Source organism: Skermanella pratensis, assembly GCF_008843145.1.
Lineage (GTDB): Bacteria > Pseudomonadota > Alphaproteobacteria > Azospirillales > Azospirillaceae > Skermanella > Skermanella pratensis.
On sequence record NZ_CP030265.1, the window covers coordinates 473,234 to 495,556 of the forward strand.

The window sequence follows — 22,323 nt, forward strand, 5'->3', positions numbered from 1 at the left end:
GCAAAATCCTTCAAGCCGGGTCGGCCCGGCAACAGCGAAAACGTTTCATGGCGACCCGAGTCTTCCCCTTCTTCCTGCGCGGCCTTGCCCGCCCCCAAAGGCCGCCGGTCGAACCGCTCCGGTCCATGCAGCCTGCCGTTCCACTCGCCGCGATGCGTTGGGCCACGGCCGAACCTTCGGTCTGATGCAGGGCCGAGGTGATGCGGGCCGTCGATCACAACGCGTAGGGCCACGGCCGAACCTCGGTTTGACGCAGGGCGGAGTTGATGTGGGCCGTCGGTCGTAGCAACTGTTTTTGTGAGCCGCATCGTTGGGTGTGGATATACAACTTCAAGCAGCATGCATGGTCACGGGAAGACGCCGCCGTCAGCGGTTTGCCGCGGCGGTTGTCGGACGTGCTCTTGGCCGCCCCCACCTCGGTCCAGCGGGCGGCGGGCGGAGCGGCCATCAAGGACGCTGCGCGCCGCTCCGCGGTGGCCTTCGGCCCTCCTTGACCGCCGCTCCGCCCGCCGCCCGCTGGACCCTCAGGTCGGGACGGAGGGATGGTGCCGCCGGTCGAACAAAGGGATGGGGCTCAGGATGCCGTGGCGGAGGCGGCTTCGGCCGGCGGCCCGTCGGCGGCGTACTCCGCCACCCAGGGCCGGCCCGTCCGGAGCAGGGCGTTGAGGATCACCAGCGCCTTGCGCATGCAGGCGACCAGCGCCACCTTGCCCGGCTTGCCGCGTCCCTTCAGGCTGTCATAGAAGGCCTTGAGCGTGGCGTTGTGGCGCAGGCCGACCCGGCCGACGTGGAACAACGCCCGGCGCACCTTGGCCCGGCCGCCGAAGATCGTGCGCACCCCGCGCAGGGTGCCGCTGTCGCGGGCGAACGGCGCCAGGCCGGCCAGGCTGGCCGCCTGCCGGCCGGTCAGGCTGCCCAACTCGGGCATGTGGACCACCAGCATGGCCGCGCTCAGCGGCCCGACCCCGGGGAAGCTGCGCAGCAGGGCGGCCCGCTGCCGCAACCCCGGGTCGTCGTTCAGCTTCGCCTCGATCATCCAGGCCAGGGTGTCGGCCTCGGTGCGCAGCGCTTCCAGCGCCGTCTCGGCGCGCCGGCGCATGAAGTCGCCGCGCAGGTGCTTGAGCTGATGGCCGCGCGCGACGATCTCGGCCAGGATCTGGTCGCGGTAGTCGAGCATCTCGATCAACTCGGCGCGCAACGGCTCCGGGACCGGCGTCGGGCGGGGACGGGTGGCCTCGCCGAAGGCCTGGAGCATCCGGGCGTCGACCCGGTCGGTCTTCGCCAGCTGGCCGGTCGAGCGGGCGAAGTCACGCGCCCACTTGGGATTGACGACGGCGACCGGCACATCGGCCCGGGCCAGGGCGTGGTGCAGTTCGCGCTCGCAGCCGCCCGACGCTTCCATCATGACCAGCACCTCGTCGCCGCCCGCGCGCAGCGCGCCCAGCACCGTCGCGAGGGCGGTGTGGCCCTCGGCCGTGTTGGGAAGGCGCCACGCGCCGCGGCCCGGCACGCCGCAGGTGTCAAGATAGGCTTTGGAGGCATCGATCCCGATGCAGTAGGATTGGCAAGACATGGTGAACTCGTCCTTGTCTGCGGCGTCCGGCCAAAAGCACGGCGCCTGGCAACTGTGCGAGAAACGCCGAGGGCTCGGGGCAGGCACTCTGCTACGTGCGGTGCCTAACCTTGGTTGGGCTCAGTGTCCTGACCCCGTGAACCGGGTGCTCCTGACGGGGCACCCGGTTCCCCCCGACAAAACCTCTATACAACGTCACCAAAAGACAAGGTTGGGCCCATGGCCCAACGCATCGGTTCGGCTGCTCCGGACGGATCGACCTGGACGGAAACCGCCCTAGGCGGGTTCCTCTACCATTCTACGTTGACTCCTGACCAAGTTTGAAAACCACAGCACAAGACGCTCCGATATGTCGCCCCCCTCGCACCGCTGACGCATCATTTCAAACATCGCCCGCTTTAAATGTTCACCATTGCCGTGCGTGCGCTGAAGCACAGCAGTTATATAGCGGTCCAAAGCCTTAACCACTTCCTGCTGTGTTTCGATCAGCCCAACCTCCCGCTGGCACCAATCTGCGAAATGCTCCATCCATTCTCGAAAATGAGAGCTGACCTTGCCCTCATAGCGTCGGCGGATGTCAAACACCTGATCCCAAGTCGCCACGGCCTGCGCCTCTCCGATGAAATCGATCTGCCAAGCGGGCAAGGGAAACGGCCCAGCGCCGCCGCCTTCGAAGGGGCGGCTGCCCATCAGAGAAACTTCGGCGCGCTCCTGACCGTATGGATCGAAGCAGCGGCGCCGGTGACCATCACCGTCGCAGATTACATCTGCGACGTTCTTGTAGGCGCGGTTGCATTTGCCGCCCATTGGGGCAAGGTTTCGAAGATTAGCACCAGCGAATGGGTATAGAGTTCTCGGCAAATAGTGGTCCAGGTCCTCGCGCGCGAGCCCGGGGGCTTCAAAGATTTCGATCCCACAGAAAGGGCAGCACCTTCCAGGGAGTTCGGCGAAGATCACTTCGTACTGCCGGTCACGGACCTTCAGGCTCTTCAGCATGGCGAACGCTGCGTCAAACAAGGCTTTCGTCGGCTTTCTGATCCGGGCGGGAAGCGTGTCCAACCGGGGACATGCGGTCGCACCGTCGAATACATCCGGGATTTTGTTCTGAGCTTCCAGCGCAAGCAGGATCTTGCCCCTTTGGCGCGGACCGAGTTCTTGAACGGCGGTGCAGAATGCATTGTACGCGGTCTTAAGCGCTTCCCGGTCAGCTAGTTCCACGCGCATTTCATGCGACCAGTCCGGCGCGGTATTTCCTTGATCAAATGCTTTAAGCCCTGCCTTCACCTTAGCATAGATCGCGTCATGCACCCAGTTCTCGACGGTTGCTGATATTGGGTAGACATTCAGCATTTATTCTGTAATTCCCGATTCTTCAAGTTGACGCAATCTGTCGGCAAGAAAGGCCTTCTCGAATGAAGAGCCTAGAGTAGCTATCGCTTCTCGTAATTGTTCGGCCGTGCCGGACTCCATCAGGCGCTGGATCTCATCCCGCGCGAGCTGCGAGATCGGCGGCGTCACCCCGAAGCAGTGAGCGAGTATTCGATCGAATGTCGCGCCGTACGTCTCGACCGGGGGGTGCACCACGGCGATTTTGCCGTCCGGCTTCGAAAAGACATGAACCTGGGTCCGGTGGAGGTCGGATGGCACGAATGGCGCGTGCGAGGTGAGGAGAACCTCCTGGTCGCCTCGCCCCTCGACCGGTAACTCGAGAAGCCGTTTGACGAATTTCACGCGCCAGAGCGGGTTAAAATGGGATTCTGGCTCGTCGAGAATGAATATGGCGTTACTTTGCAAGATCATCGCAAAGACACCTAATACTTGAGCTTGTTGATGTTCTCCATCCGAAAGGGAGACATAATCAAGTGAGCTGTTTATGACTTGTTCGTCACCGCGATAGAAGCGGACTTGCTCAAATCTGAATATCTTCTCCTCATCCTGAGGTTCAGGCAATTTCGAGGCGAATCTTCGCGTTTTGATTTCCTTTCTTAACCTATCCCTCGCCTTGTTGGGGATGGCTAGATCATTTAGAAGCGCGAGTTTGTGGAAGGCGCGATAAAGGGCAATCGGGCTGGAGAAGTTCTTAGCGAACACCGCACGGGTCGCGTCATTGACGAGGAAGTCCAAGACGTAGATCTCGAGCCTGGGGTCATAAGACCAACAGGTCGCGGCGGCCTTGAATGCCTCAATGTAACCCTCAAGCTCGTTGGTAAGCTGGACGCCTTTCCGACGATCGCTCCTGCGCCGTTTTGTGCGCAACCGAGGCAAGTGGTTGAGCTGAATAATGCACCGGAAGGAGGCTATTCGATCTAGTCCTGCGTGTTTGAGTATCGATCTCTGCACGTCATGCGTACCAAGCAGCAGGTTAGCAACCAGGACCTCAAGATGAGTGCTGTAGTCAATAAGCAGCAAGCGATTGTCTGCTACCTTTGAGTCTGGGTCTTCGAAGGCGGCCTCCCGGACATCCCTCGCGTAGCCCGCCCGGCTAACAAAAAAGGGAAGGCTCAGGGTCTCATTGTCTCCGGACGTATAGCCGACGATTAACGAGGGGAGCCGGCCGCCGAAACCGGTGTGCTTGATCGGGATCTCCTCCCAATCTCCGTCCTTCTGCACGGCCATCTCAAGCGGCAAGATCCGCGTCCCCTTTTTGCGCCGCTGCAGGCGTACGTGCTCGGCGGCGGCCGATCCATCGCTCGACACGAGGTATTCAAGCGTGAACAACGTGGACTTGTCGGCAACGTCCCGCTCCTGGTCCGGCGCGTGGGCGCACCAAGCCGACTGGAATATCTCGGCAAGGAGCTGGAGCAGCTGCGACTTGCCCGAACCATTCGGCCCAATGAGGCAATGTGGCGAAAGCACGCCATTTGCGGTGCCCCTCAACTCTCCATCGGATCCTGCTCCTTCAAAATCGACGTCGAGCTCATCAAGGAGACCGCCACAGCTCGTCGCCTGCATGACAGAGAGTCGCAGTAGCTTCATGTCGACTTCCTGAAGAATTTCATTGCTTGATCTTCGTCGCTGTAACGTTGTTCGAGCTTCGGATCCGCTCCGGCGAGCAGGTCAAAAATCGCGTCCTTTAGGCTTTCATAGTCGCTCGGCACCTGATCGCGCACGGTCGCGAAGGTGAGGCCGTTATCCGGCCAGTGATCCAGCATCTCGATCAAGATGTTCACTGTGGATCCTTTCTCAACCCGTCCACGATCGGAGCGGTGCGTGCGCACATCCGCGTCATTTAGGAGGAGCGTTGGAGCCGGTTCGCCTCTGGCGGCCGGCACAAGTCGCCCTTCGAACGCCTTACGAATAGCGGACGCCTCGGCCGCATCCGCCGTATCTATAGCCGAGAGAGCTTGGGTTCGCACGGCCTCGGTCCAACGCGTTTGGTCCTCATAGGCCCTGAGGGCCGCTCGAGCATCATCGGCGTTTGGCAACCGGATAGGTAGGCCGCTCAGTTTCGTTTTGCTGATGGATGCGAGATTCGTTGTCTGCTTCGCTTCCGACAGAAAGTAGTCGCGACCCAGTTCGTTCGCGTAGAGCGAAATGAACTCGGGCGGGAACTCGCGATCGCTCAGACGGGCACGAAAAACGTGATTCTGATGAATGCAATCGGGTATCTCATCGTTCCAAACCCACCCTCGCCCCAGCTTGTCGCTGTCTCCTCCTTCGTTCATGAGGATGTCCCCCGGCAATAGCTTATACCGCTGCGCTTCGGCGGGAGAGACGAGAACGTCTCTGACCTCCTCCAAATCTAACCAGCCGCGCTGCACATTCGCGACGCGTAAATAGGGACGAGGCACCAACTCGGCTCCGCCATACCGCTTCCCTAGAGTGAGCCCGCCCTGAATGTCGGCAATATCGCCGAGCGTCACTTGGCGCGCCGGCCTGCTTTTGTCCCATCGGCCGGACAATGCTTTGAGCAGTACCGCCCGCTTGTATGCATCAAGCAAAGACACGACGGACCTGAGGTCCGTCCGGGCGCTGTTTAGTACTTGGGCGATCGCGGCGAGCCACCTGGAGATCGCCCGCTGCTCCGAAACCGGCGGCAAGAAGACCTCGAGTTGCAGCAGGGCTGCAAGTTCGATGCTTTCGACCGTCGTGCCGGGTTTCGCGGTACGGCGCAGGATTTCATGTTCGAGGTAGGTGAGTTGTTGCTGCAGAAAGAAGGGGTCGACGTCCGACGCCGGCGTCAGCGCACGGATGTCCTGATTGACGACGACCGGAACCGCGGTGACCGCCACCGGAAGCGTACGGGCTAAGAGTGCCTAACATAACCATCGTTCGACGAAGCGGAAGGTGATGAGGGCTGCGGCGAGGTGATTGAAGGCGGCAAAGATATCGATCCGGCGTTCGTAGCGCACGGAGATCCGCCGGAATCGGGCGAACCATGCCAAGGTGCGTTCGACCTTCCAGCGGTGCCGGCCGAGCCGTTCGCTGTTTTCGATGCCGCGGCGCGCGATGCGGGGAATGATGGCGCGCCGGCGCAAGGCGCGGCGGCAGCGGGAGAAATCATAACCCTTGTCGGCGTGGAGCTTGGCGGGACGGCGGCGGGGCCGTCCGGCGCACTGGCGAATGGCCGGGATGGCGTCCACCGTGGCCTCCAGCATGCGGCTGTCGTGGACGTTGGCGGCCGACAGGGTCACGGCCAACGGGATGCCATTGGCGTCGATGACGACGTGGCGCTTGGAGCCCGGCTTGCCGCGGTCGGTCGGGTTCGGCCCGGTCTCCCGGCCCCCCTTTTTGCCGGGACGCTGGCGCTGTCCAGCGCCGCCCGGCTCCAGTCGATCGCGTTGGCCTTGCCCAGCCGGTCCAGAAGAACGTGGTGCAACGTCTCCCAGACCCCCGCGGACTGCCAGTCGCGCAACCGCCGCCAGCAGGTCATGCCCGAGCCACAGCCCATCTCTTGCGGCAGCATCTCCCACGGAATGCCACTTTTCAACACGAACAGGATGCCGGTCAGCGCCGCCCGGTCATCGACCGGCGGCCGACCACCTTTCGGACGGGGCGGACGGGACGGCAACAGCGGCGCCACGACCGCCCACAGCTCATCGCTGACAAGGGGTTTCGCCATGCCCTTCAGATAGGCGGCGCCAGCCTCTCATCAAGGTTTTGTTAGACGCTCTAAGATGCCGCTGCGGGTGACCATCAGGATCGAACCCGGAGGGATCACCTCCAGTCCCGTCTCCCTTATCGCGCGTTCGGTCACCTTGTCGGTTGCCGAATCGATGATCGTGCGCTTCATGTCCTTTGGCGAAATCCACGGCACGACGCCGTTAGACCAATAGGCCGTATGCGACTTGGTCGGCGTGCCGCCGCCGCGCCAAACGCCAAGCCGGTGAAGTGGGGCTTTAATCCAGTGGTCGGGTGCCGAAATCATATATTGCGCGCTCCAAGGCGCGCGAGGCAATGAGCCGGCACATTGCCTTTTTTGCAACTTATATGAGAAATCACGATTTCAGTTGTCATCCGAGACGCGGTCCAACTCGGAGACAATCCCCTCCACATCACTGAGGGCCGACCGCAAGTTTTGTACCAGCGCCGTCAAGATCTCTTCGGGGTCCCTATCGTCCAATTCTTCTCTACGACCTTCCGAGAGCCAGCGCAAGTCGAGGTTGTCGTTGCGCGCGGCGATTTCTTCACGAGAATAGGGCCTGAATCTCGGATCCGCGGACGGATCGCGGGGACTGCGGCCGAGTGGGTCGGGTCCGTAGAGCCGCACGAAGTCGGTGAACACTTCTGGGGTGAGGTTCCGCCCCTTCCGAAATCTCTGCATGTTGGTTCTGAGATCATAGACCCAGATTTGGCGCGTAACGGGCTCGCCTTCCTGGGGCCGGGAAAAGAACAGAACACTGGTCTTGACGTCGGCGGCATAGAAGATGCCGCTAGGCAGCCGGAGCAAGGTATGCACGTTGCACGTGTTCATTAAGTGCGTCCGGATCCGCCTGCCTGCTCCCTCCTCGAAAAGGACGTTATCCGGCAGAACCACGGCTGCGCGTCCGCCCGGCTTCAGCGCCAGATAGATATGCTGAAGAAAGAGGAGCTGCTTATTGGATGTCGAGTAGGGAAGATCGCTGCGGCGCGCTCGCGCGCCCCCCGCGCTGCTTCCGAAAGGGGGGTTGGCTATGATGACATCTGGTGCCGGCAGGTCAGCGATATCATCTGTCAGGGCGTCGCCATGGATGAACTGGCCCTGCATGCCATGCAGGAACATGTTCATCAAGCACAAGCGATAGGTGTCACCCTCTATTTCGACCGCTTGATAGCTAGGTGGAGAGGCCTGAAAGCTTGCCTCCGAATGTTGGCTGGCGATGTACTCCTTCGCCGAAATTAGAAAGCCAGCTGTCCCAGCTGCTGGATCCTGGATCGTTTCGCCAAGGCCGGGTTGTAGAGCGCTGACCATCGCATCGACGAGCGGCCGGGGCGTGAAGTATTGACCGGCGCCTGAGCGAGCTTCCGCCACGCTCCTTTGGAGAAGGCTCTCGTAAACTGCACCCAAGCCGTCGGCCTTGGCTTCGTGCCAGTCGATCTTGTTGATGCCTTCCACGACCTTCCGGAGATTTTCATCGTGGTTGAACACGGTAGTTGGAAAACGGAAGATCTCCCGGACCACGTGGTCTGGCGCGTCCTCCCCGAGTATAGTCAGCATCTTGCGATAGTGTCCCAGCATCCCGCCGTCGGCGTGAGCCGTCAGGTCCGCCCAGCGGCAGCCGGCGGGCAGCAGGTCCTCCCGTCCGGTTTCCTCGGCGATCTTCAGAAATAGGAGGTAGGTGAGCTCGGAAAGGAACTTATGGAAGACGATGCCATCGTCGCGAAGGACGTGACAGAGGGACCAGATTCGCTTCGAGATTAGGGGAATCGACATCTCAGGCTTTCAGATCAACGCAAGCCCTACAACGAAGAGACGCACCTCATCAACGGCCAGCCATTGCACGGTGCTCCCCTCGCAAACGCGCGGGCACGATACCGAAGTTAGCGAATGCTGCGTCTCCGGAACAGCCAATAATTTCTTAGGAGAGGGTATGGCATGCTAGCGTCCTCAACGAGGTGTCTGCGAACGTTGGGGATTAACTGCTACTAATTGCCTGGGCTATCCTCGTGCGTCGCCAACGAACTGCTCAATGATGGCTGTGCCGCTCCGCCGCCGACGTGCTTTCCATAATCGTGACCACCTTAACGGCCGTGCCCTTTCTCGGTATCACCTGCCGCTGACCCCCTCACCATGCTCGGCCCGTACATCGTCCCACAGCTAGTCCACCGCCTCCGCCGCCCTCAACCTCTCCCGTCCCACCACCCCACGCCCGAACGATCCACCGACTGCCGGTTGCCCCGCCCCGACCCCCGTCGTACAAATACCCCCAGACAGGACAAAAAGTCGCGGGAGGAACGCACGACATGATCGCCACCATCGCCATGCCCAAGCTGATGCTGATCGGCGGCGGCGCCATCGGCCAGGTTGCCGACATGCTGGGCCGGCTGGGCATCCGGCGCCCGCTGATCGTGACTGATCCCTTCATGCGCGACAGCGGGGCCATCGCCCGGCTGACCGATCCTTTGAAGGCGGCCGGCGTCCCGTTCGAGGTGTTCGCCGATACCGTGCCCGATCCCACCACCGACGTGGTCGATGCCGGCGCCCGCATGCTGTCCGGCGGCGGGTTCGACGGGATGATTGCCCTGGGCGGCGGGTCGCCGATCGATACCGCCAAGGCCATGGGCGTCCTGGCGGCCAATCCCGGCCGCATGCGCGACTACAAGGTGCCCAACCCGATCCCCAACGAGGGCGTGCCGCTGCTCGCCATCCCGACCACCGCCGGGACCGGGTCGGAGGTGACCAAGTTCACCGTCATCACCGATACCGAAACCGACGAGAAGATGCTGATCGCCGGCAACGGCGTGATCCCCCAGGGTGCCATCGTCGATTACGAGCTGACGCTGACCTGCCCCTTCCGCCTGACCGCCGACACCGGCATCGACACGCTGACCCACGCGATCGAGGCCTATGTCAGCCGCAAGGCCAACCCGTTCTCCGACAGCATGGCCCTGGCCGCCATGGCCCGCGTCGCCAAGCACCTGCGCACCGCCTGCTTCGAGCCGGACAACCGCGAGGCCCGCGAGGGGATGATGCTGGCGGCCAACCAGGCCGGCATCGCCTTCAGCAACGCCTCGGTCGCCCTGGTCCACGGCATGAGCCGCCCGATCGGTGCCCATTTCCACGTGCCGCACGGCCTGTCCAACGCCATGCTGCTGCCGGCGGTCACCGCCTTCTCCCTCCCCACGGCGACGGCCCGCTACGCCGACTGCGCCCGCGCCATGGGGGCCTGCGCGCCCGATACCGACGACGAGCAGGCGGGGATCGCGCTGCTGGGCGCCCTCATCTCCCTCAACGCCGACCTCAAGGTCCCGTCTCCGCAGGCCTACGGCATCGACGAGAGCCGGTTCATGTCGATCCTGCCCCTGATGGCGGAGCAGGCGCTGGGCTCCGGCTCGCCGGCCAACAATCCGCGCGTGCCGACCGAGGAGGAGATCGTCAGCCTCTACCGCGACATCTACGCGACCTGAACAGGAGGGGGCCGAACCATGGGTGATCCGGAAAAGACCGACTGGCGGGAGAACGGCGTCCGCGTCGTGCGGGGCGACCAGCTCGACGCCAACACGCCGCAGACGCCCGGCATGAACCGGGCGGCCGCCATCAACCACGCCCGCGTCGGGGCGCAGAAGCTTTGGGCCGGGACGGTCACGATCCACCCCGACGCCAAGACCGGCGCCCACCATCACGGCGAGCTGGAGAGCGTCATCTACGTGGTGCGCGGGCGCGCCCGCATGCGCTGGGGCGAGGCGCTGGAATACACGGCGGAGGCCGGGCCGGGCGACTTCATCTATGTCCCGCCCTTCGTGCCCCACCAGGAGATCAACGCCAGCGCCGACGAACCGCTGGAATGCGTCCTGGTGCGCAGCGACCAGGAAGCCGTCGTCGTCAACCTGGACATTCCCATGGTGGAACAGCCCGAAACCGTCGCCTGGGTTGATCCGATCCACAAGTAGCGAAGGCGGAGAACAACGGGGCGGAGGGTGCGCGTCCCGCGCACCATGGGCGGCGGGACGCCGCCCCTCCGCCCGCTCCCGGTCAGGCCCGGCCGTAGGTGTCGGTCAGGCGGACGATGTCGTCCTCGCCCAGGTACGACCCCGACTGGACCTCGATCAGGTTCAGCGTCACCTTGCCCGGGTTCTCCAGCCGGTGGACGGCGCCCAGCGGGATGTAGATCGACTCGTTCTCGCGCAGCAGCACCTGGTCGGCATCGCGGGTGACCAGCGCCGTGCCGTTGACCACGACCCAGTGCTCCGCCCGGTGATAGTGTTTCTGAAGCGACAGCGTGGCGCCGGGCTTGACCGTCAGGCGCTTCACCTGGAACCGCTCGCCCTCGTGCAGGCACTGGTAGAAGCCCCAGGGGCGATGGACCCGGCTGTGGATCTTCGCTTCCGGCCGACCTTCCTTCTTCAGCCGCTCGACCACCTTCTTGATGTCCTGGACCTTGTCGCGGCTGGCGACCAGGATGGCGTCGTCGGTCGCGACCACCACCACGTCGTCGAGCCCGACCACCGCGGTCAGCACGCCCTCGGACCGGACATAGCAGTTGTGCGCGTCCTCGGTCATCACGTCGCCGACGAAGACGTTGCCGTTCCCGTCCTTGGCGCCGATGTCCCACAGCGCCGACCAGGCGCCCACGTCGGTCCAGCCGATCGTGGCGGGCACCACCACGGCGGCGTCGGTCCGCTCCATCACGGCATAGTCGATGGAAATGCTCGGGGCCTTGCCGAAGGCGTCCGGGTCCAGGCGGAAGAAGTCCAGGTCGCGCGAGCCCTTGGCGATCGCCTCGCGGCAGGCGGCGACGATGGCGGGTTCGAACTTCTCCATCTCGGCCAGCAGCTTGGCCGCCGAGAACAGGAACATGCCGCCGTTCCAGAAATGGCCGCCGGATGCCAGCATGTCGGCCGCCTTGCCGATGCCCGGCTTCTCCACGAAGGCGTCGACCTGGAACACGCCCCCGTGGCCGGTCAGCTCGGCGCCCTGGCGGATATAGCCATAGCCGGTCTCCGGCGCGGTCGGCGTGATGCCGAAGGTCACCAGGTTGCCGGCGGCGGCGGCACCCGCGGCCGCGGCCACGGCGGCGTGGAACGCCCCGGTGTCGCGGATCACGTGGTCGGCCGGCAGCAGCAGAAGCAGCCCGTCGGGGTCCTGCTCGGCGATCATCAGCGCGGCGACGGCCGCCGCCGGGGCGGTGTTGCGGCCGACCGGCTCCAGCGCGATGGCGGACGGCGTGACGGCGATCTGGCGAAGCTGTTCCGCGATCACGAACCGGTGCTCGTCGTTGCAGATCACCAGCGGCGGCGCGAAGCCCTCGCCCGCGACGCGGCCGACGGTGTCCTGAAGCATGGTCCGCTCGCCGACCAGCGGCAGCAGTTGCTTCGGATAGCTTTCCCGCGAGATCGGCCAGAGGCGCGATCCGGAGCCGCCGGAAAGCAGAACGGGATGGATGGTCGGGGCACTGTTGATGGAGGGCATGATCTCAACTTGTCCGTGTCCGTTTGACACCGTGTCTGTTTGACACAATGCAGCATACGCAGAAGGATTTCAGGAGTTTTTCGAATAGGAAGCCTGATCGATCGGGCGTATCGCGAGACGGTCAAGCCTTTCGATAACGGCTTGCGCCGGAATAGCGGTCATGTCGCGACCCCCGAACTCCTGCGCCGTCATCGCGCCACCGGAGGTTACCCTTGGCTGGAACTTCGCCGCCGGCGTCGGCCCGAACAGGGTAACCAAAGGTATGTCGGCCGCGCCGAACATGTGGCTGACCCCGCTGTCGTTGGCGACCGCGGCGGCGAAGCGGCGCGCCAGCGCGATGGTGCGCAGCGGCGTGAACTCGTCCCCCCAGATCTCCCGGTCCTGCTCGGGAAACAGCGCCGCCGGGACCGCCGCCCTCAGCTCGGGCATCCACTCCAGCTCGTCCGGCCCCAGGATGAAGACGGGCACCCGGCCCCGCTCGACCTGCGCCCGGGCGACCGCGACGAAGCGGTCCAGCGGCCAGCATTTGAACCGCTTCCCGGCGCCGGGCGCCAGGCCGACATAGCGGGGACCCGGCGGCAGCGCCGCCTCGGCCTTCGCGGCCAGCGGCTCGGGCAGGCGCAGGCCGGCCTCCACCTTGGGCACCGATCCGGCGGCCAGCCTCAGCAGGTCGGCCAGCCGGTCCACCATGTGCGGCGGGCGGATCTGGCTCGGCGGCGGCTTGGCGTCCGACAGCCGGAAGCCCAGGGCGCCGGACACGAACAGGTCGTGCGGCATCCGCCGGATCGTCAGGGTGCGCCACAGCGTCGTCTGGGTGTCGATGATCACGCCGAACCGCTCGCGGAAAGGCAGGGGCTTCAGCAGGCCGGCCACGCCGGCGCCGATCCCGCTGTCCTGGCGGAACTCGTCGATCAGCCCGTCCATCAGCGGCTGGAGCCGGCCGGCATAGACGGTCTTGCGCGTCGTGATCCAGGTGATCCGCGCCGAGGGATAGGCCGCGCGCACCATCCGCACGAAGGGCAGCTTGTACAGCCCGTCGCCGATGATCTCCTCATAGCTGAAGACGGCGACGCTGTCGGGGGGCGGCCGGTCCGGTTGCCGGTTCATGGTCGTGGCCAAGGCTTGGTTCCACCCGGCCGGTCAGTAGGCGGCGTAGGATTTCTCTTCCAGGATCGGGCTGTCCAGCAGCTCGTTGATCCGGCGCTTGACCGCCGCCCGCCGGTCGTTGGTGTGATAGACGGCGCGGGCCAGCTCGATGAAGGCCGGGCCGAAGTCGCGTGCCCGCTCCAGGTCGCGGATGTCGTCCTCGATCTTCCACAGGCTCTCGTTGATCGCCTTCAGCTCGGCGGTCAGGCCCGTGAGGTCCCCGCTCGGCGGAACCTGCTCCGCCAGCACGCGCGACAGCACGTCGTATTCGTGCTCGACGTTGCGCAGCTTGGCGGGGTCGCCGATGTTGGCCTTCTTGATCTCCAGGATCGTCAGCTTGTCGATCAGCTCGCCGGGAGCCACTTCAATCAGGATAGCCATCGCGTCATTCCTGCGAGGTTGCCACTATCTTTCCGCCCGCTTCCTAGCACAGCCGGAGCCCGCCCGCCACTCAGGCACGGACCGTGTCCCACAGCCGGCGCGCGGTCGCCTCGACGGCATCCACCGTCAGGCCGCCCATCAGCGACACGCCTTCGCGCATCGCCTCCGGGATCTTCGCCGCCAGGGTCTCGAACGGCTCGGGCGCCTGGGCATGGGCCGCATGCTTCCCCCACGGGCGGTAATGGAAGGCGGGGGTCGGGCCGAACAGCCCCACGGTCGGCACGCCGGCCGCCGCCGACAGGTGCATCTGGCCGCCGTCGTTCCCGACATACAGCGCGCAGCGCTGCAGGCAGGCCGCCGCGACCAGCAGCGGCGTGTTGCTCATAAGGTCGATCCGGCGTTCCGGCGGTACGGCGGCCAGCACCGGTTCCGCCTGGGCGCGCTCCGCGGGGGAGCCGATCACCGCGACCCTGCCGCCGGGCAGGATGCCCTCATAGCCGGTCAGGCGCAGCGCCAGCTCCGCGAAACGTTCCGACGGCCAGCGCTTGTGCTCGTGGGTCGAGCCCGGCCCCAGCGCCAGCACCGGCAGCCCGTCGGGCACCAGCCCGGCCGCCGCGGCATGGTCGGCGCCTCCGATCCACAGCCGGGGGTCGGGCGGCGGGTCCAGGCCCAGGACGCGGCCGATCTCCTCGACCCGGTGGAGCTGCCGGCCCTTCGCCCGGCCGACCCGGCGCACCTCGCGCGCCGCCAGCACCCGCGACACGGCGGAATTCCGCAGGTCGACCACCAGGTCCCAGCGGGTTCCCACCGTGGTCAGCCACAAGTCCAGCCAGTGGCGGTGGTGCTTGCGTTTCTCCATCACGATGACGCGCTCGATGCAGGGCGCCTCGGCGAGCAGCGGCGCCACGATCCGCCCGCATACGACGGTGATCCGGGCCTTGGGGTGGCGTTCGATCAGGTATGCCAGCAATCCGCTGGACAGGATGAAGTCGCCGATGCGGCTGTTGCCGATGAACAGAATGCGCAAGACATGCCCCCGAAGTACCCGTGCCGCGCCAAGAAGCCACCTTGCCAAAGGCGCCGCACGTCAATACGTGATGATTTCGGATCGCGATAGCCCCTTCCCTCGACCGCCGGTGGAGCCGAGCCATGAATCCTTCCTACGTCACCCTGGCCCCGCGCGGCATCCTGGCGATCGGCGATGCCGACCGCACCGCCTTCCTCCAGGGGCTGGTGACCAACGACGTCACCCCCGTCGGCCCCGCGCGCGCCGTCTATTCCGCGCTCCTGACGCCGCAGGGCAAGTTCCTGCACGACTTCTTCATCGCCGCCCTCGGGGACAGGCTGCTGCTGGACTGCGAGGCGGACCGGCTGGCCGATCTCCAGCGGCGGCTGAAGATGTACAAGCTGCGCTCCAAGGTGGCGCTGGAGGACGACAGCGCCCGCTTCTCGGTCACCGCCCTGTTCGGCGACGGCGCCCTGGAAGCCCTGGGCCTGCCGGCCGAACGGGGTGCCGCGGCGGCGCTGGGCGACGGCATCGCCTTCACCGACCCGCGCTTGGCCGGACTCGGCGCCCGCGCGATCCTGCCGCGGGGGACCGAGGCCGCCGTGCTGGAGGCCAGGGGGTTCCGGCCGGCCGGGCCTGAGGCCTACGAGCGGCTCCGCCTGGAATCCGGCATTCCCGACGGCAGCCGCGACATGTTGGTCGACAAGGCGATCCTGCTGGAGAACGGCCTGGACGAGCTCAACGCGATCTCCTGGCAGAAGGGCTGCTACATGGGGCAGGAGCTGACCGCCCGGACCCGCTACCGCGGGCTGGTCCGCAAGCGCCTGATGCCGGTTGCCGTCGAAGGCCCCCTGCCGGAACCCGGCGCCATCGTCATGCTGGGCGACAAGGAGGCGGGGGAGATGCGGACCGGCACCGGCGACCGGGCCCTGGCCCTGCTCCGCCTGGAGGAGGTCGAGCGCGCCCGGGCGGAAGGCCTGCCCCTGCTGGTCGGCGGCACCCGCATCGTCCCGCACCGGCCGGGCTGGGCGGCCTACTGAGGCGCCGCAACGGAATTTCACGGGGACGGTGGAATTGTTGCCCGCTGGGCATGTTGAAAGAGGTGAAGAAACGGACTGTTCAACAGACCAGAGGAGTTCTTCGATGCGTAGGGAACTGATCGGCGCCGCTTCGGCCATTGCCCTGATGACGGGCGCCGCCTTCGCGCAGGGCACTTCGACCACCGATCCGTCCGGTACTCCCTCGGTTCCGCCCGCCGCCGTGGACGGCATGCCCGCCACCGGCGCGGTCAGCGCCGAGGAGATGATCGGCGAGGACGTCATGGGCAGCGACGGGGAGAAGATCGGCTCCGTCGAGGACGTGATCATCGATCCGGCATCGGGCGAGCCGACGCAGCTGGTGATCTCCAGCGGCGGCTTCCTGGGAATCGGCGAGAAGCAGATCTCGGTCGATTTCTCCCAGGTGCAGGTCCAGACCGAAGAGGACGGCGAACCGGAAAGCCTGACCCTCTCGAACATGACCCAGGCCGATGTCGAGGCGATGCCGGAATTCGAATACAGCGATACCATGACCACCTTGAACCGCAGCGGCGATGCCGGCATGAGCGGCAGCACCGGCACCACCCCGGGCGCGGGCGGCATGACGGGAGGTGCGGGAGGCACCGGCGCCACGACCGGCGGCGGCGGCTCGCAGTAGGCTTCGATCGTAAGCAGAACCGGGGATGCGCAGGGGACCGACAACCTTGTGTGACCTGGGAGGACCCCCGGAGCGGCGCTCCGGGGGTCTCTCATTTCAGGGTCAGAGCAACCGTCGGGCGACGGCCCGAAGCTCCCCGAAGGGAGCGTCGCCCGGCCCCAGGTCCAGCGGGCCGGCGCGGCGGATGCCTTCGCGGCCGAACCGTTCGCGGACCGCCTCCGCCAGCCATGTCCGCGCCTGGGCATGGCGCTGGCTTTCCAAGCGGCCCGTTCCGGCCAGCCAAACGCCATGTTCGCCCAGCGTGGAGATCAGCTCGCCGATGCCCTGGCGCTGCTGCACCGACAGGGCCAGCACCGGAACGCTCCAGCCGCCGCGCGCCTCCTCGGCGAGGCTGAGCGCCCCCCGGACATCGGCGCGGGCGCGTTCCGCCGCGGCACCCATGTCGGACTTGGTCACGACGACGATGTCCGGGATCTCGACGATGCCGGCCTTCATGAACTGCAGGCTGTCGCCCGAGCCGGGCTGGACGCAGAACACCACCGTGTCCGCCGTCCCGGCGATGTCGGTTTCCGACTGGCCGACTCCCACCGTCTCGATCAGCACGACGTCGTAGACGGCCCGCATCAGCACCATGGCCGCGACGGTCAAGCCCGCCAGCCCGCCCAGCCGGTCGCGCGCCGCCATGGAGCGGACGAAGCAGCCGGCATCCTCCGGATCGGTGCCCAGGCGGGTGCGGTCGCCCAGCAGGGCGCCGCCGCTGCGCCTGGACGACGGATCCACCGCGATGCAGCCGACCGTCTTTCCCAGGCTCCGGTATTCGGTGATCAGCGCGCCGGTCAGCGTCGATTTCCCGACGCCGGGCGGGCCGGTCAGCCCGATCACGTGGGCGACCGGGTCCTTGTAGGCGGAATCCAGCAGGTCCGCGGTGGCGGCGCCATCGGGATCGCGTTCGATCCCGGCCAGCGCCGCCGCCAGAGCCGCCTTCTCTCCGCGCGCCAGCGCGTCGCGGAGCTTGGCCAGCATGCCGGTCAGTCCCGGTTCGTCTGTTCGGTCGACAGCGCCGCCTGCGCCGCCGCCAGACGGGCGATCGGAACGCGGTAGGGCGAGCAGGAGACGTAGTCGAGGCCGACGGTCTCGCAGAAGTGGACCGAGGCCGGGTCGCCGCCATGCTCGCCGCAGATGCCGAGCTTGATGTCGGGCCGGGTGGCCCGGCCGCGCTCTGCCGCGATCTTCACCATCTCGCCGACGCCCTCGACATCGATGGTCACGAACGGGTCGTGCTCCAGGATGCCGCCGCGCTGGTAGTCCGGCAGGAAGCTGCCGGCGTCGTCGCGGCTGATGCCGAAGGTGGTCTGGGTCAGGTCGTTGGTGCCGAAGCTGAAGAACTCGGCCGTCTCGGCGATCTCGCCGGCGCGCAGGCAGGCCCGCGGCAGCTCGATCATGGTGCCGACCAGGTACTCGATCTGCCGGCCGCTGCTGCTGATCACCTCATTGGCGACCTTGTCGATCACGGCCTTCAGGATGTCGAACTCCTTCGGGGTGCCGATCAGCGGGATCATGATCTCGGGGATCACGGTCTCGCCGGACTCCTTGAAGACCTGGACCGCCGCCTCGAAGATCGAGCGGGCCTGCATCTCGTAGATCTCCGGGTAGGAGATGCCGAGACGGCAGCCGCGGTGGCCGAGCATCGGGTTCGACTCGTGGAGCTGCGACGCGCGGTGCCGTACCTTCAGGATGTCGGTGCCGGCCGCCTTGGCGACCTCCTCCATCTCCGCGTCGGAGTTCGGCAGGAACTCGTGCAGCGGCGGGTCGAGCAGGCGAATGGTGACCGGCAGGCCCTTCATGATGGTGAACAGCTCGACGAAGTCCTGGCGCTGCATCGGGGCGATCTTGGCCAGCGCCGCGCGGCGGCCCTGCTCGGTCTCGGCCAGGATCATCTCGCGCACCGCGACGATGCGGTCGGCGTCGAAGAACATGTGCTCGGTGCGCGACAGGCCGATGCCCTCGGCGCCGAACTTGCGGGCGGTGCGGGCGTCCAGCGGGGTCTCCGCGTTGGTCCGGACCTTCATGCGGCGGATCTCGTCGGCCCAGCCCATCAGGGTGGCGAAGTCGCCCGACAGCTCCGGCTGGATCGTCGGGACGGAGCCCAGCATGACCTCGCCGGTGGAGCCGTCGATGGTGACGGTGTCGCCGGCCTTGATGGTGACGCCGCGGACGCTGACGGTCTGCGCCTTGTAGTCGACCCGCAGGTCACCGGCACCCGCCACGCAGGCCCGGCCCATGCCGCGGGCGACCACGGCCGCGTGGCTGGTCATGCCGCCGCGGGTGGTCAGGATGCCGCGGGCGGCGTGCATGCCGTGGATGTCCTCGGGGCTGGTCTCGATCCGGCACAGGATCACCGACTCGCCGAGCTGGGCCTGGGCCTCGGCCTCGTCGGCGCTGAACACCAGCTTGCCCGAAGCGGCGCCCGGCGAAGCCGGCAGGCCGCGGGCGATGACCGTGCGGTGCGCCTTGGGGTCGAGCGTCGGGTGGAGGAGCTGGTCGAGCGACGCCGGGTCGATCCGGTTGATCGCCTCGGCATGGTCGATCACGCCCTCGTTCGCCAGGTCCACCGCGATCTTCAGCGCGGCGGCGGCGGTGCGCTTGCCGGTCCGGGTCTGCAGCATGTACAGCTTGTTCTGCTGCACCGTGAACTCGATGTCCTGCATATCCCGGTAATGGCCCTCCAGCCTCAGGCGCACCGCGTCGAGTTGCTGGAACACCTCCGGCATGACCTCTTCCATGGACGGCAGGTCGGACTTGTTGGCCTGCTTGCCGGCGATGGTCAGGTGCTGCGGGGTGCGGATGCCCGCGACCACGTCCTCGCCCTGGGCGTTGACCAGGTACTCGCCGTAGAACGCGTTCTCGCCGGTGGAGGGGTTGCGGGTGAAGGCCACGCCGGTGGCGCAGTCGTCGCCCATGTTGCCGAACACCATGGCCTGGATGTTGACCGCGGTGCCCCATTCGGCCGGAATGTCGTGCAGGCGGCGGTAGGTGATGGCGCGCTGGTTCATCCAGGAGCCGAACACCGCGCCGATGGCACCCCACAGCTGCTCGTGGACGTCCTGCGGGAAGGGACGGCCCAGGTCGTGCTGGACGACCTGCTTGTAGCCCTCGATCACCGCCTGCCAGTCCGCGGCGACCAGCTCGGTGTCGAGCGTGATGTTGCGGTCGCGCTTGACGTTCTCGAGAATGTCCTCGAAGTGGTGGTGCTCGACGCCCAGGACGACGTTGCCGTACATCTGGATGAAGCGGCGATAGCTGTCATAGGCGAAACGCGCGTCGCCGCTGCGCTTGACCAAGCCTTCGACCGTCACGTCGGTCAGGCCCAGGTTCAGCACGGTGTCCATCATGCCCGGCATGGAGGCGCGGGCGCCGGAGCGCACGGAGACCAGAAGCGGGTTCTCGGGATCGCCGAATCCGGCGCCGATGCTGCGCTCGACCGTGCCCAGCGCCTCCGCGACCTGATCCTTCAGGTCGGACGGATATGTGCGGTCGTTCTTGTAGTAGTAGGTGCACAGCTCGGTCGTGATGGTGAAGCCGGGCGGCACGGGCAGGCCCAGATTGCTCATCTCCGCAAGGTTCGCGCCCTTGCCGCCGAGCAGGTTCTTCATATCCGCCCGGCCTTCGGCCTTGCCGTCGCCGAAGCTGTAGACCCAGCGGGTTGTGACCTGATTACCCATGGTGCTCCCCGGTAACTCCTGTGATGGACTCAAATACTGGATTGACCGTGGTTAACAACTACCCCGGCAAAATGCTCCAGGACTATTCCGCGAGTTGTTGGACGGAACAGGGCTTTGCATATGATCATATACGAACCGTCACGCCTCAGCCCTCTATCCTGGAGAAATCCGCGATCCGATTCAAGGTCGCGGGAATCTGGCTCAGGAGACGCAGACGGTTTACACGGAGGGGTGGCTGGTCGGCATTGACCGTCACCTTGTCGAAGAAAGCATCCACCGGCGCGCGGAGGGCTGCCAGCGCGCCCATGCAGCCGGCGAAGTCCTCCGTGGCGAGCAGGGGTACCGCGCAGCGCTCGGCTTCGGCCAGCGCCTGGAACAGCGCCTTCTCCTCCGGCTGCTCCAGCAGGCCCGCCTCGGGCGCGCCGCCATGGCCGGTCCCGTCCTTCTTCTCCTCGATCCGGACGATGTTGGTGGCCCGCCGGTAGGCGGTCAGCAGGTTGGCGCCGTCGTCGGTGCCCAGGAAGCCCTGGAGCGCCTGGACCCGCGACAGCAGGCGAACCAGGTCGTCCTCCCCGCCGAGCGCGAACACGGCGTCCACCAGGTCGTGGCGGACGCCCCGGTCGCGCAGCACGACCTTCAGCCGGTCGGCGAAGAAGTCCAGCAGCTGCGGCCCGACCTGGGCGGCCGGCACCAGCTTCTCGGCCCGGTAGAGCCCGTGGGCGATCCCGAAGATGCTGCCCAGGTCCAGCCTCAGCCCGTTGTCCATGATCAGGCGGATCAGGCCGAGGGCGGCGCGGCGCAGGGCGTAGGGATCCTTGGAGCCGGTCGGCCGCTCGTCGATCGCGAAGAACCCCACGAGGGTGTCCAGCTTGTCGGCGAGCGCCACGGCGACGCTGACCGGCGCGGTCGGGCAGCGGTCGTTGGGTCCCAGCGGCTTGTAGTGCTCGGCGACGGCATCGGCGACTTCGGGAGCCAGCCCCTCGCCCAGCGCGTAGTAGCGGCCCATGACGCCCTGGAGTTCCGGGAACTCCCCGACCATGCCGGACACCAGGTCCGCCTTGGCGAGCCGGGCGGCCAGGCGCGCCCGGTCGGGATCGCATCCCGGCACGAAGGCGGCCAGCTCTGCGGCCAGGGTCTCCAGCCGGTTGACCTTCTCCGCGACGGTGCCGAGACGGGCGTGGAAGATCACCGACCCGAGCGCCGGGACCCGCTCCTCCAGCCTGACCTTGCGGTCCTGCTCCCAGAAGAACTTGGCGTCGGACAGCCGCGCGCGCAGAACGCGCTCGTTGCCGGCGATCACGGCGGCCCCGCCGTCCGACGTGACCATGTTGGCGACCACCACGAAGCGCGCCGCCAGCGCGCCGGTCGCGTCGGTCGTGGCGAAATACTTCTGGTGGGTCCGCATGGAGGTGGTCAGCACCTCCGGCGGAACGTCCATGAATTGCTGGTCGATGGCGCCGCTCAGCACGACCGGCCACTCGACCAGCCCGGTGACCTCGTCGAGCAAACCCTCGTCCGGCGCCACCACGAGGCCGTGGGCGCCCGCGGCCTCCGCCGCGTCGGAGGATATCTTCGCCCGGCGCTCGTCCCGCGACAGGATCACGTGGGCCGACCGCAGGCCGTCGCGGTACTGGTCGAAGCTGCGGGCCTCGACCACGGTGTCAGGGGAGAGGAATCGGTGTCCCCGGGTGGTGTCGACGAATGTCAGCATTCCGAGGCCGCCGCCGAGATCGAAGGATCCCTCGACCGGCTTGCCGTCGAACACCGCCAGGATGTGGTGCAGCGGGCGGACCCAGCGGAAGCCGCCGGTCGACCAGCGCATGCTCTTGGGCCACGGCAGCTCGCGGATCGTCTCCGCGATCAGGCCGGGCAGCACCTCGGCGGTGGCGCGGCCGGGCTTCTCCACCACGGCGAACCAGAACGACCCCTTGCCGGTGTCGCGCTGCTCGCACTGGTCCAGGCTGGACAGGCCGGCGCCCCGCAGGAAGCCGGCGACCGCCTGCTCCGGCGAGCCGACGCGCGGTCCCTTGCGCTCCTCCCGGACGTCGGCGGTGCGGCCGGCCAGGCCTTCCACCACCAGCGCCAGCCGGCGCGGGGTGGAGTGGGCCTCGCTCGCGGCGGCCTGGAGGCCGGCGGCCTCCAGCTTGGCGGTGACGAGACGCTGGAGATCCTCGGCCGCGCGGGCTTGCATGCGGGCCGGGATATCCTCGGAGAACAGTTCGATCAGAAGCTGGGGCATGGTTTCCGGCGG

Annotated in this window: 17 protein-coding genes and 1 pseudogene; 4 read left to right on the forward strand and 14 right to left on the reverse strand. The window is 66.4% G+C overall.

The genetic code is table 11. The annotated features are described in order from the left end of the window. Positions 1-574: 574 nt before the first annotated feature. From DPR14_RS02155 to DPR14_RS02185, 7 genes and pseudogenes are all read right to left on the reverse strand, one after another. A complete protein-coding gene (locus tag DPR14_RS02155) occupies positions 575-1,573 on the reverse strand; it encodes an IS110 family RNA-guided transposase (protein WP_158043700.1) in 999 nt (332 codons plus the stop codon). 276 nt (positions 1,574-1,849) lie between these two features. Further along, a complete protein-coding gene (locus DPR14_RS02160; protein ID WP_158043701.1) occupies positions 1,850-2,923 on the reverse strand; it encodes a hypothetical protein in 1,074 nt (357 codons plus the stop codon). Then, the gene (locus DPR14_RS02165; RefSeq protein ID WP_158043702.1) at positions 2,924-4,549 is read right to left on the reverse strand and encodes a restriction system-associated AAA family ATPase; all 1,626 of its coding nucleotides are present in this window, start codon (positions 4,547-4,549) and stop codon (positions 2,924-2,926) included. Continuing rightward, entirely contained in the window at positions 4,546-5,805 is a 1,260-nt protein-coding gene (locus DPR14_RS02170; RefSeq protein WP_158043703.1) for a restriction endonuclease subunit S, read from the reverse strand. The genes DPR14_RS02165 and DPR14_RS02170 overlap by 4 nt, the downstream gene beginning before the upstream one ends. Before the next feature lie 24 nt (positions 5,806-5,829). Beyond that, positions 5,830-6,635, reverse strand: a pseudogene (locus tag DPR14_RS02175) (IS5 family transposase). A 30-nt stretch (positions 6,636-6,665) separates the two neighbouring features. Then, positions 6,666-6,941 (reverse strand): restriction endonuclease subunit S domain-containing protein, encoded by a 276-nt coding sequence (locus DPR14_RS02180; RefSeq protein ID WP_158043705.1) that lies wholly within the window; start codon positions 6,939-6,941, stop codon positions 6,666-6,668. A 78-nt stretch (positions 6,942-7,019) separates the two neighbouring features. Further along, entirely contained in the window at positions 7,020-8,426 is a 1,407-nt protein-coding gene (locus DPR14_RS02185) for a class I SAM-dependent DNA methyltransferase (protein ID WP_158043706.1), read from the reverse strand. A gap of 530 nt (positions 8,427-8,956) precedes the next feature. On the opposite strand from DPR14_RS02185, the gene DPR14_RS02190 reads away from it, so the two are divergent. Next, positions 8,957-10,120 carry an iron-containing alcohol dehydrogenase gene (locus DPR14_RS02190; RefSeq protein ID WP_158043707.1) on the forward strand — a complete coding sequence of 388 codons (1,164 nt, stop codon included), beginning with the start codon at positions 8,957-8,959 and terminating at the stop codon, positions 10,118-10,120. Between the two features lie 18 nt (positions 10,121-10,138). Next, entirely contained in the window at positions 10,139-10,603 is a 465-nt protein-coding gene (locus DPR14_RS02195) for a cupin domain-containing protein (protein WP_158043708.1), read from the forward strand. Between the two features lie 82 nt (positions 10,604-10,685). On the opposite strand, the gene DPR14_RS02200 is transcribed toward DPR14_RS02195, so the two are convergent. From DPR14_RS02200 to DPR14_RS02215, 4 genes are all read right to left on the reverse strand, one after another. After that, a complete protein-coding gene (locus DPR14_RS02200) occupies positions 10,686-12,122 on the reverse strand; it encodes a mannose-1-phosphate guanylyltransferase/mannose-6-phosphate isomerase (protein ID WP_158043709.1) in 1,437 nt (478 codons plus the stop codon). 69 nt (positions 12,123-12,191) lie between these two features. Then, positions 12,192-13,241, reverse strand: a complete 1,050-nt coding sequence (locus tag DPR14_RS02205) for a glycosyltransferase family 9 protein (RefSeq protein ID WP_246148730.1) — start codon at positions 13,239-13,241, stop codon at positions 12,192-12,194. Between the two features lie 21 nt (positions 13,242-13,262). Beyond that, positions 13,263-13,649: a DUF6165 family protein gene (locus tag DPR14_RS02210; RefSeq protein ID WP_158043710.1), complete on the reverse strand. Its 387-nt coding sequence runs from the start codon at positions 13,647-13,649 to the stop codon at positions 13,263-13,265. Positions 13,650-13,719: 70 nt separating this feature from the next. After that, positions 13,720-14,676 (reverse strand): glycosyltransferase family 9 protein, encoded by a 957-nt coding sequence (locus DPR14_RS02215; protein ID WP_158043711.1) that lies wholly within the window; start codon positions 14,674-14,676, stop codon positions 13,720-13,722. Positions 14,677-14,798: 122 nt separating this feature from the next. Here DPR14_RS02215 and ygfZ point away from each other — a divergent pair, with 122 nt between their 5' ends. Continuing rightward, entirely contained in the window at positions 14,799-15,695 is an 897-nt protein-coding gene (gene ygfZ / locus DPR14_RS02220) for a CAF17-like 4Fe-4S cluster assembly/insertion protein YgfZ (RefSeq protein ID WP_158043712.1), read from the forward strand. 103 nt (positions 15,696-15,798) lie between these two features. Beyond that, positions 15,799-16,350, forward strand: a complete 552-nt coding sequence (locus DPR14_RS02225) for a PRC-barrel domain-containing protein (RefSeq protein WP_158043713.1) — start codon at positions 15,799-15,801, stop codon at positions 16,348-16,350. 102 nt (positions 16,351-16,452) lie between these two features. Here the strand turns inward: DPR14_RS02225 and DPR14_RS02230 are convergent, their stop codons facing one another. The 3 genes from DPR14_RS02230 to glyS form a co-directional block, all read right to left on the reverse strand. Continuing rightward, on the reverse strand, positions 16,453-17,373 hold the full coding sequence (locus tag DPR14_RS02230) for an ArgK/MeaB family GTPase (RefSeq protein WP_158043714.1): 921 nt from the start codon (positions 17,371-17,373) through the stop codon (positions 16,453-16,455). 5 nt (positions 17,374-17,378) lie between these two features. Further along, a complete protein-coding gene (gene ppdK / locus DPR14_RS02235; RefSeq protein WP_158043715.1) occupies positions 17,379-20,072 on the reverse strand; it encodes a pyruvate, phosphate dikinase in 2,694 nt (897 codons plus the stop codon). A gap of 145 nt (positions 20,073-20,217) precedes the next feature. Continuing rightward, positions 20,218-22,311 (reverse strand): glycine--tRNA ligase subunit beta, encoded by a 2,094-nt coding sequence (gene glyS / locus DPR14_RS02240; RefSeq protein ID WP_158043716.1) that lies wholly within the window; start codon positions 22,309-22,311, stop codon positions 20,218-20,220. Positions 22,312-22,323 lie beyond the last annotated feature (12 nt).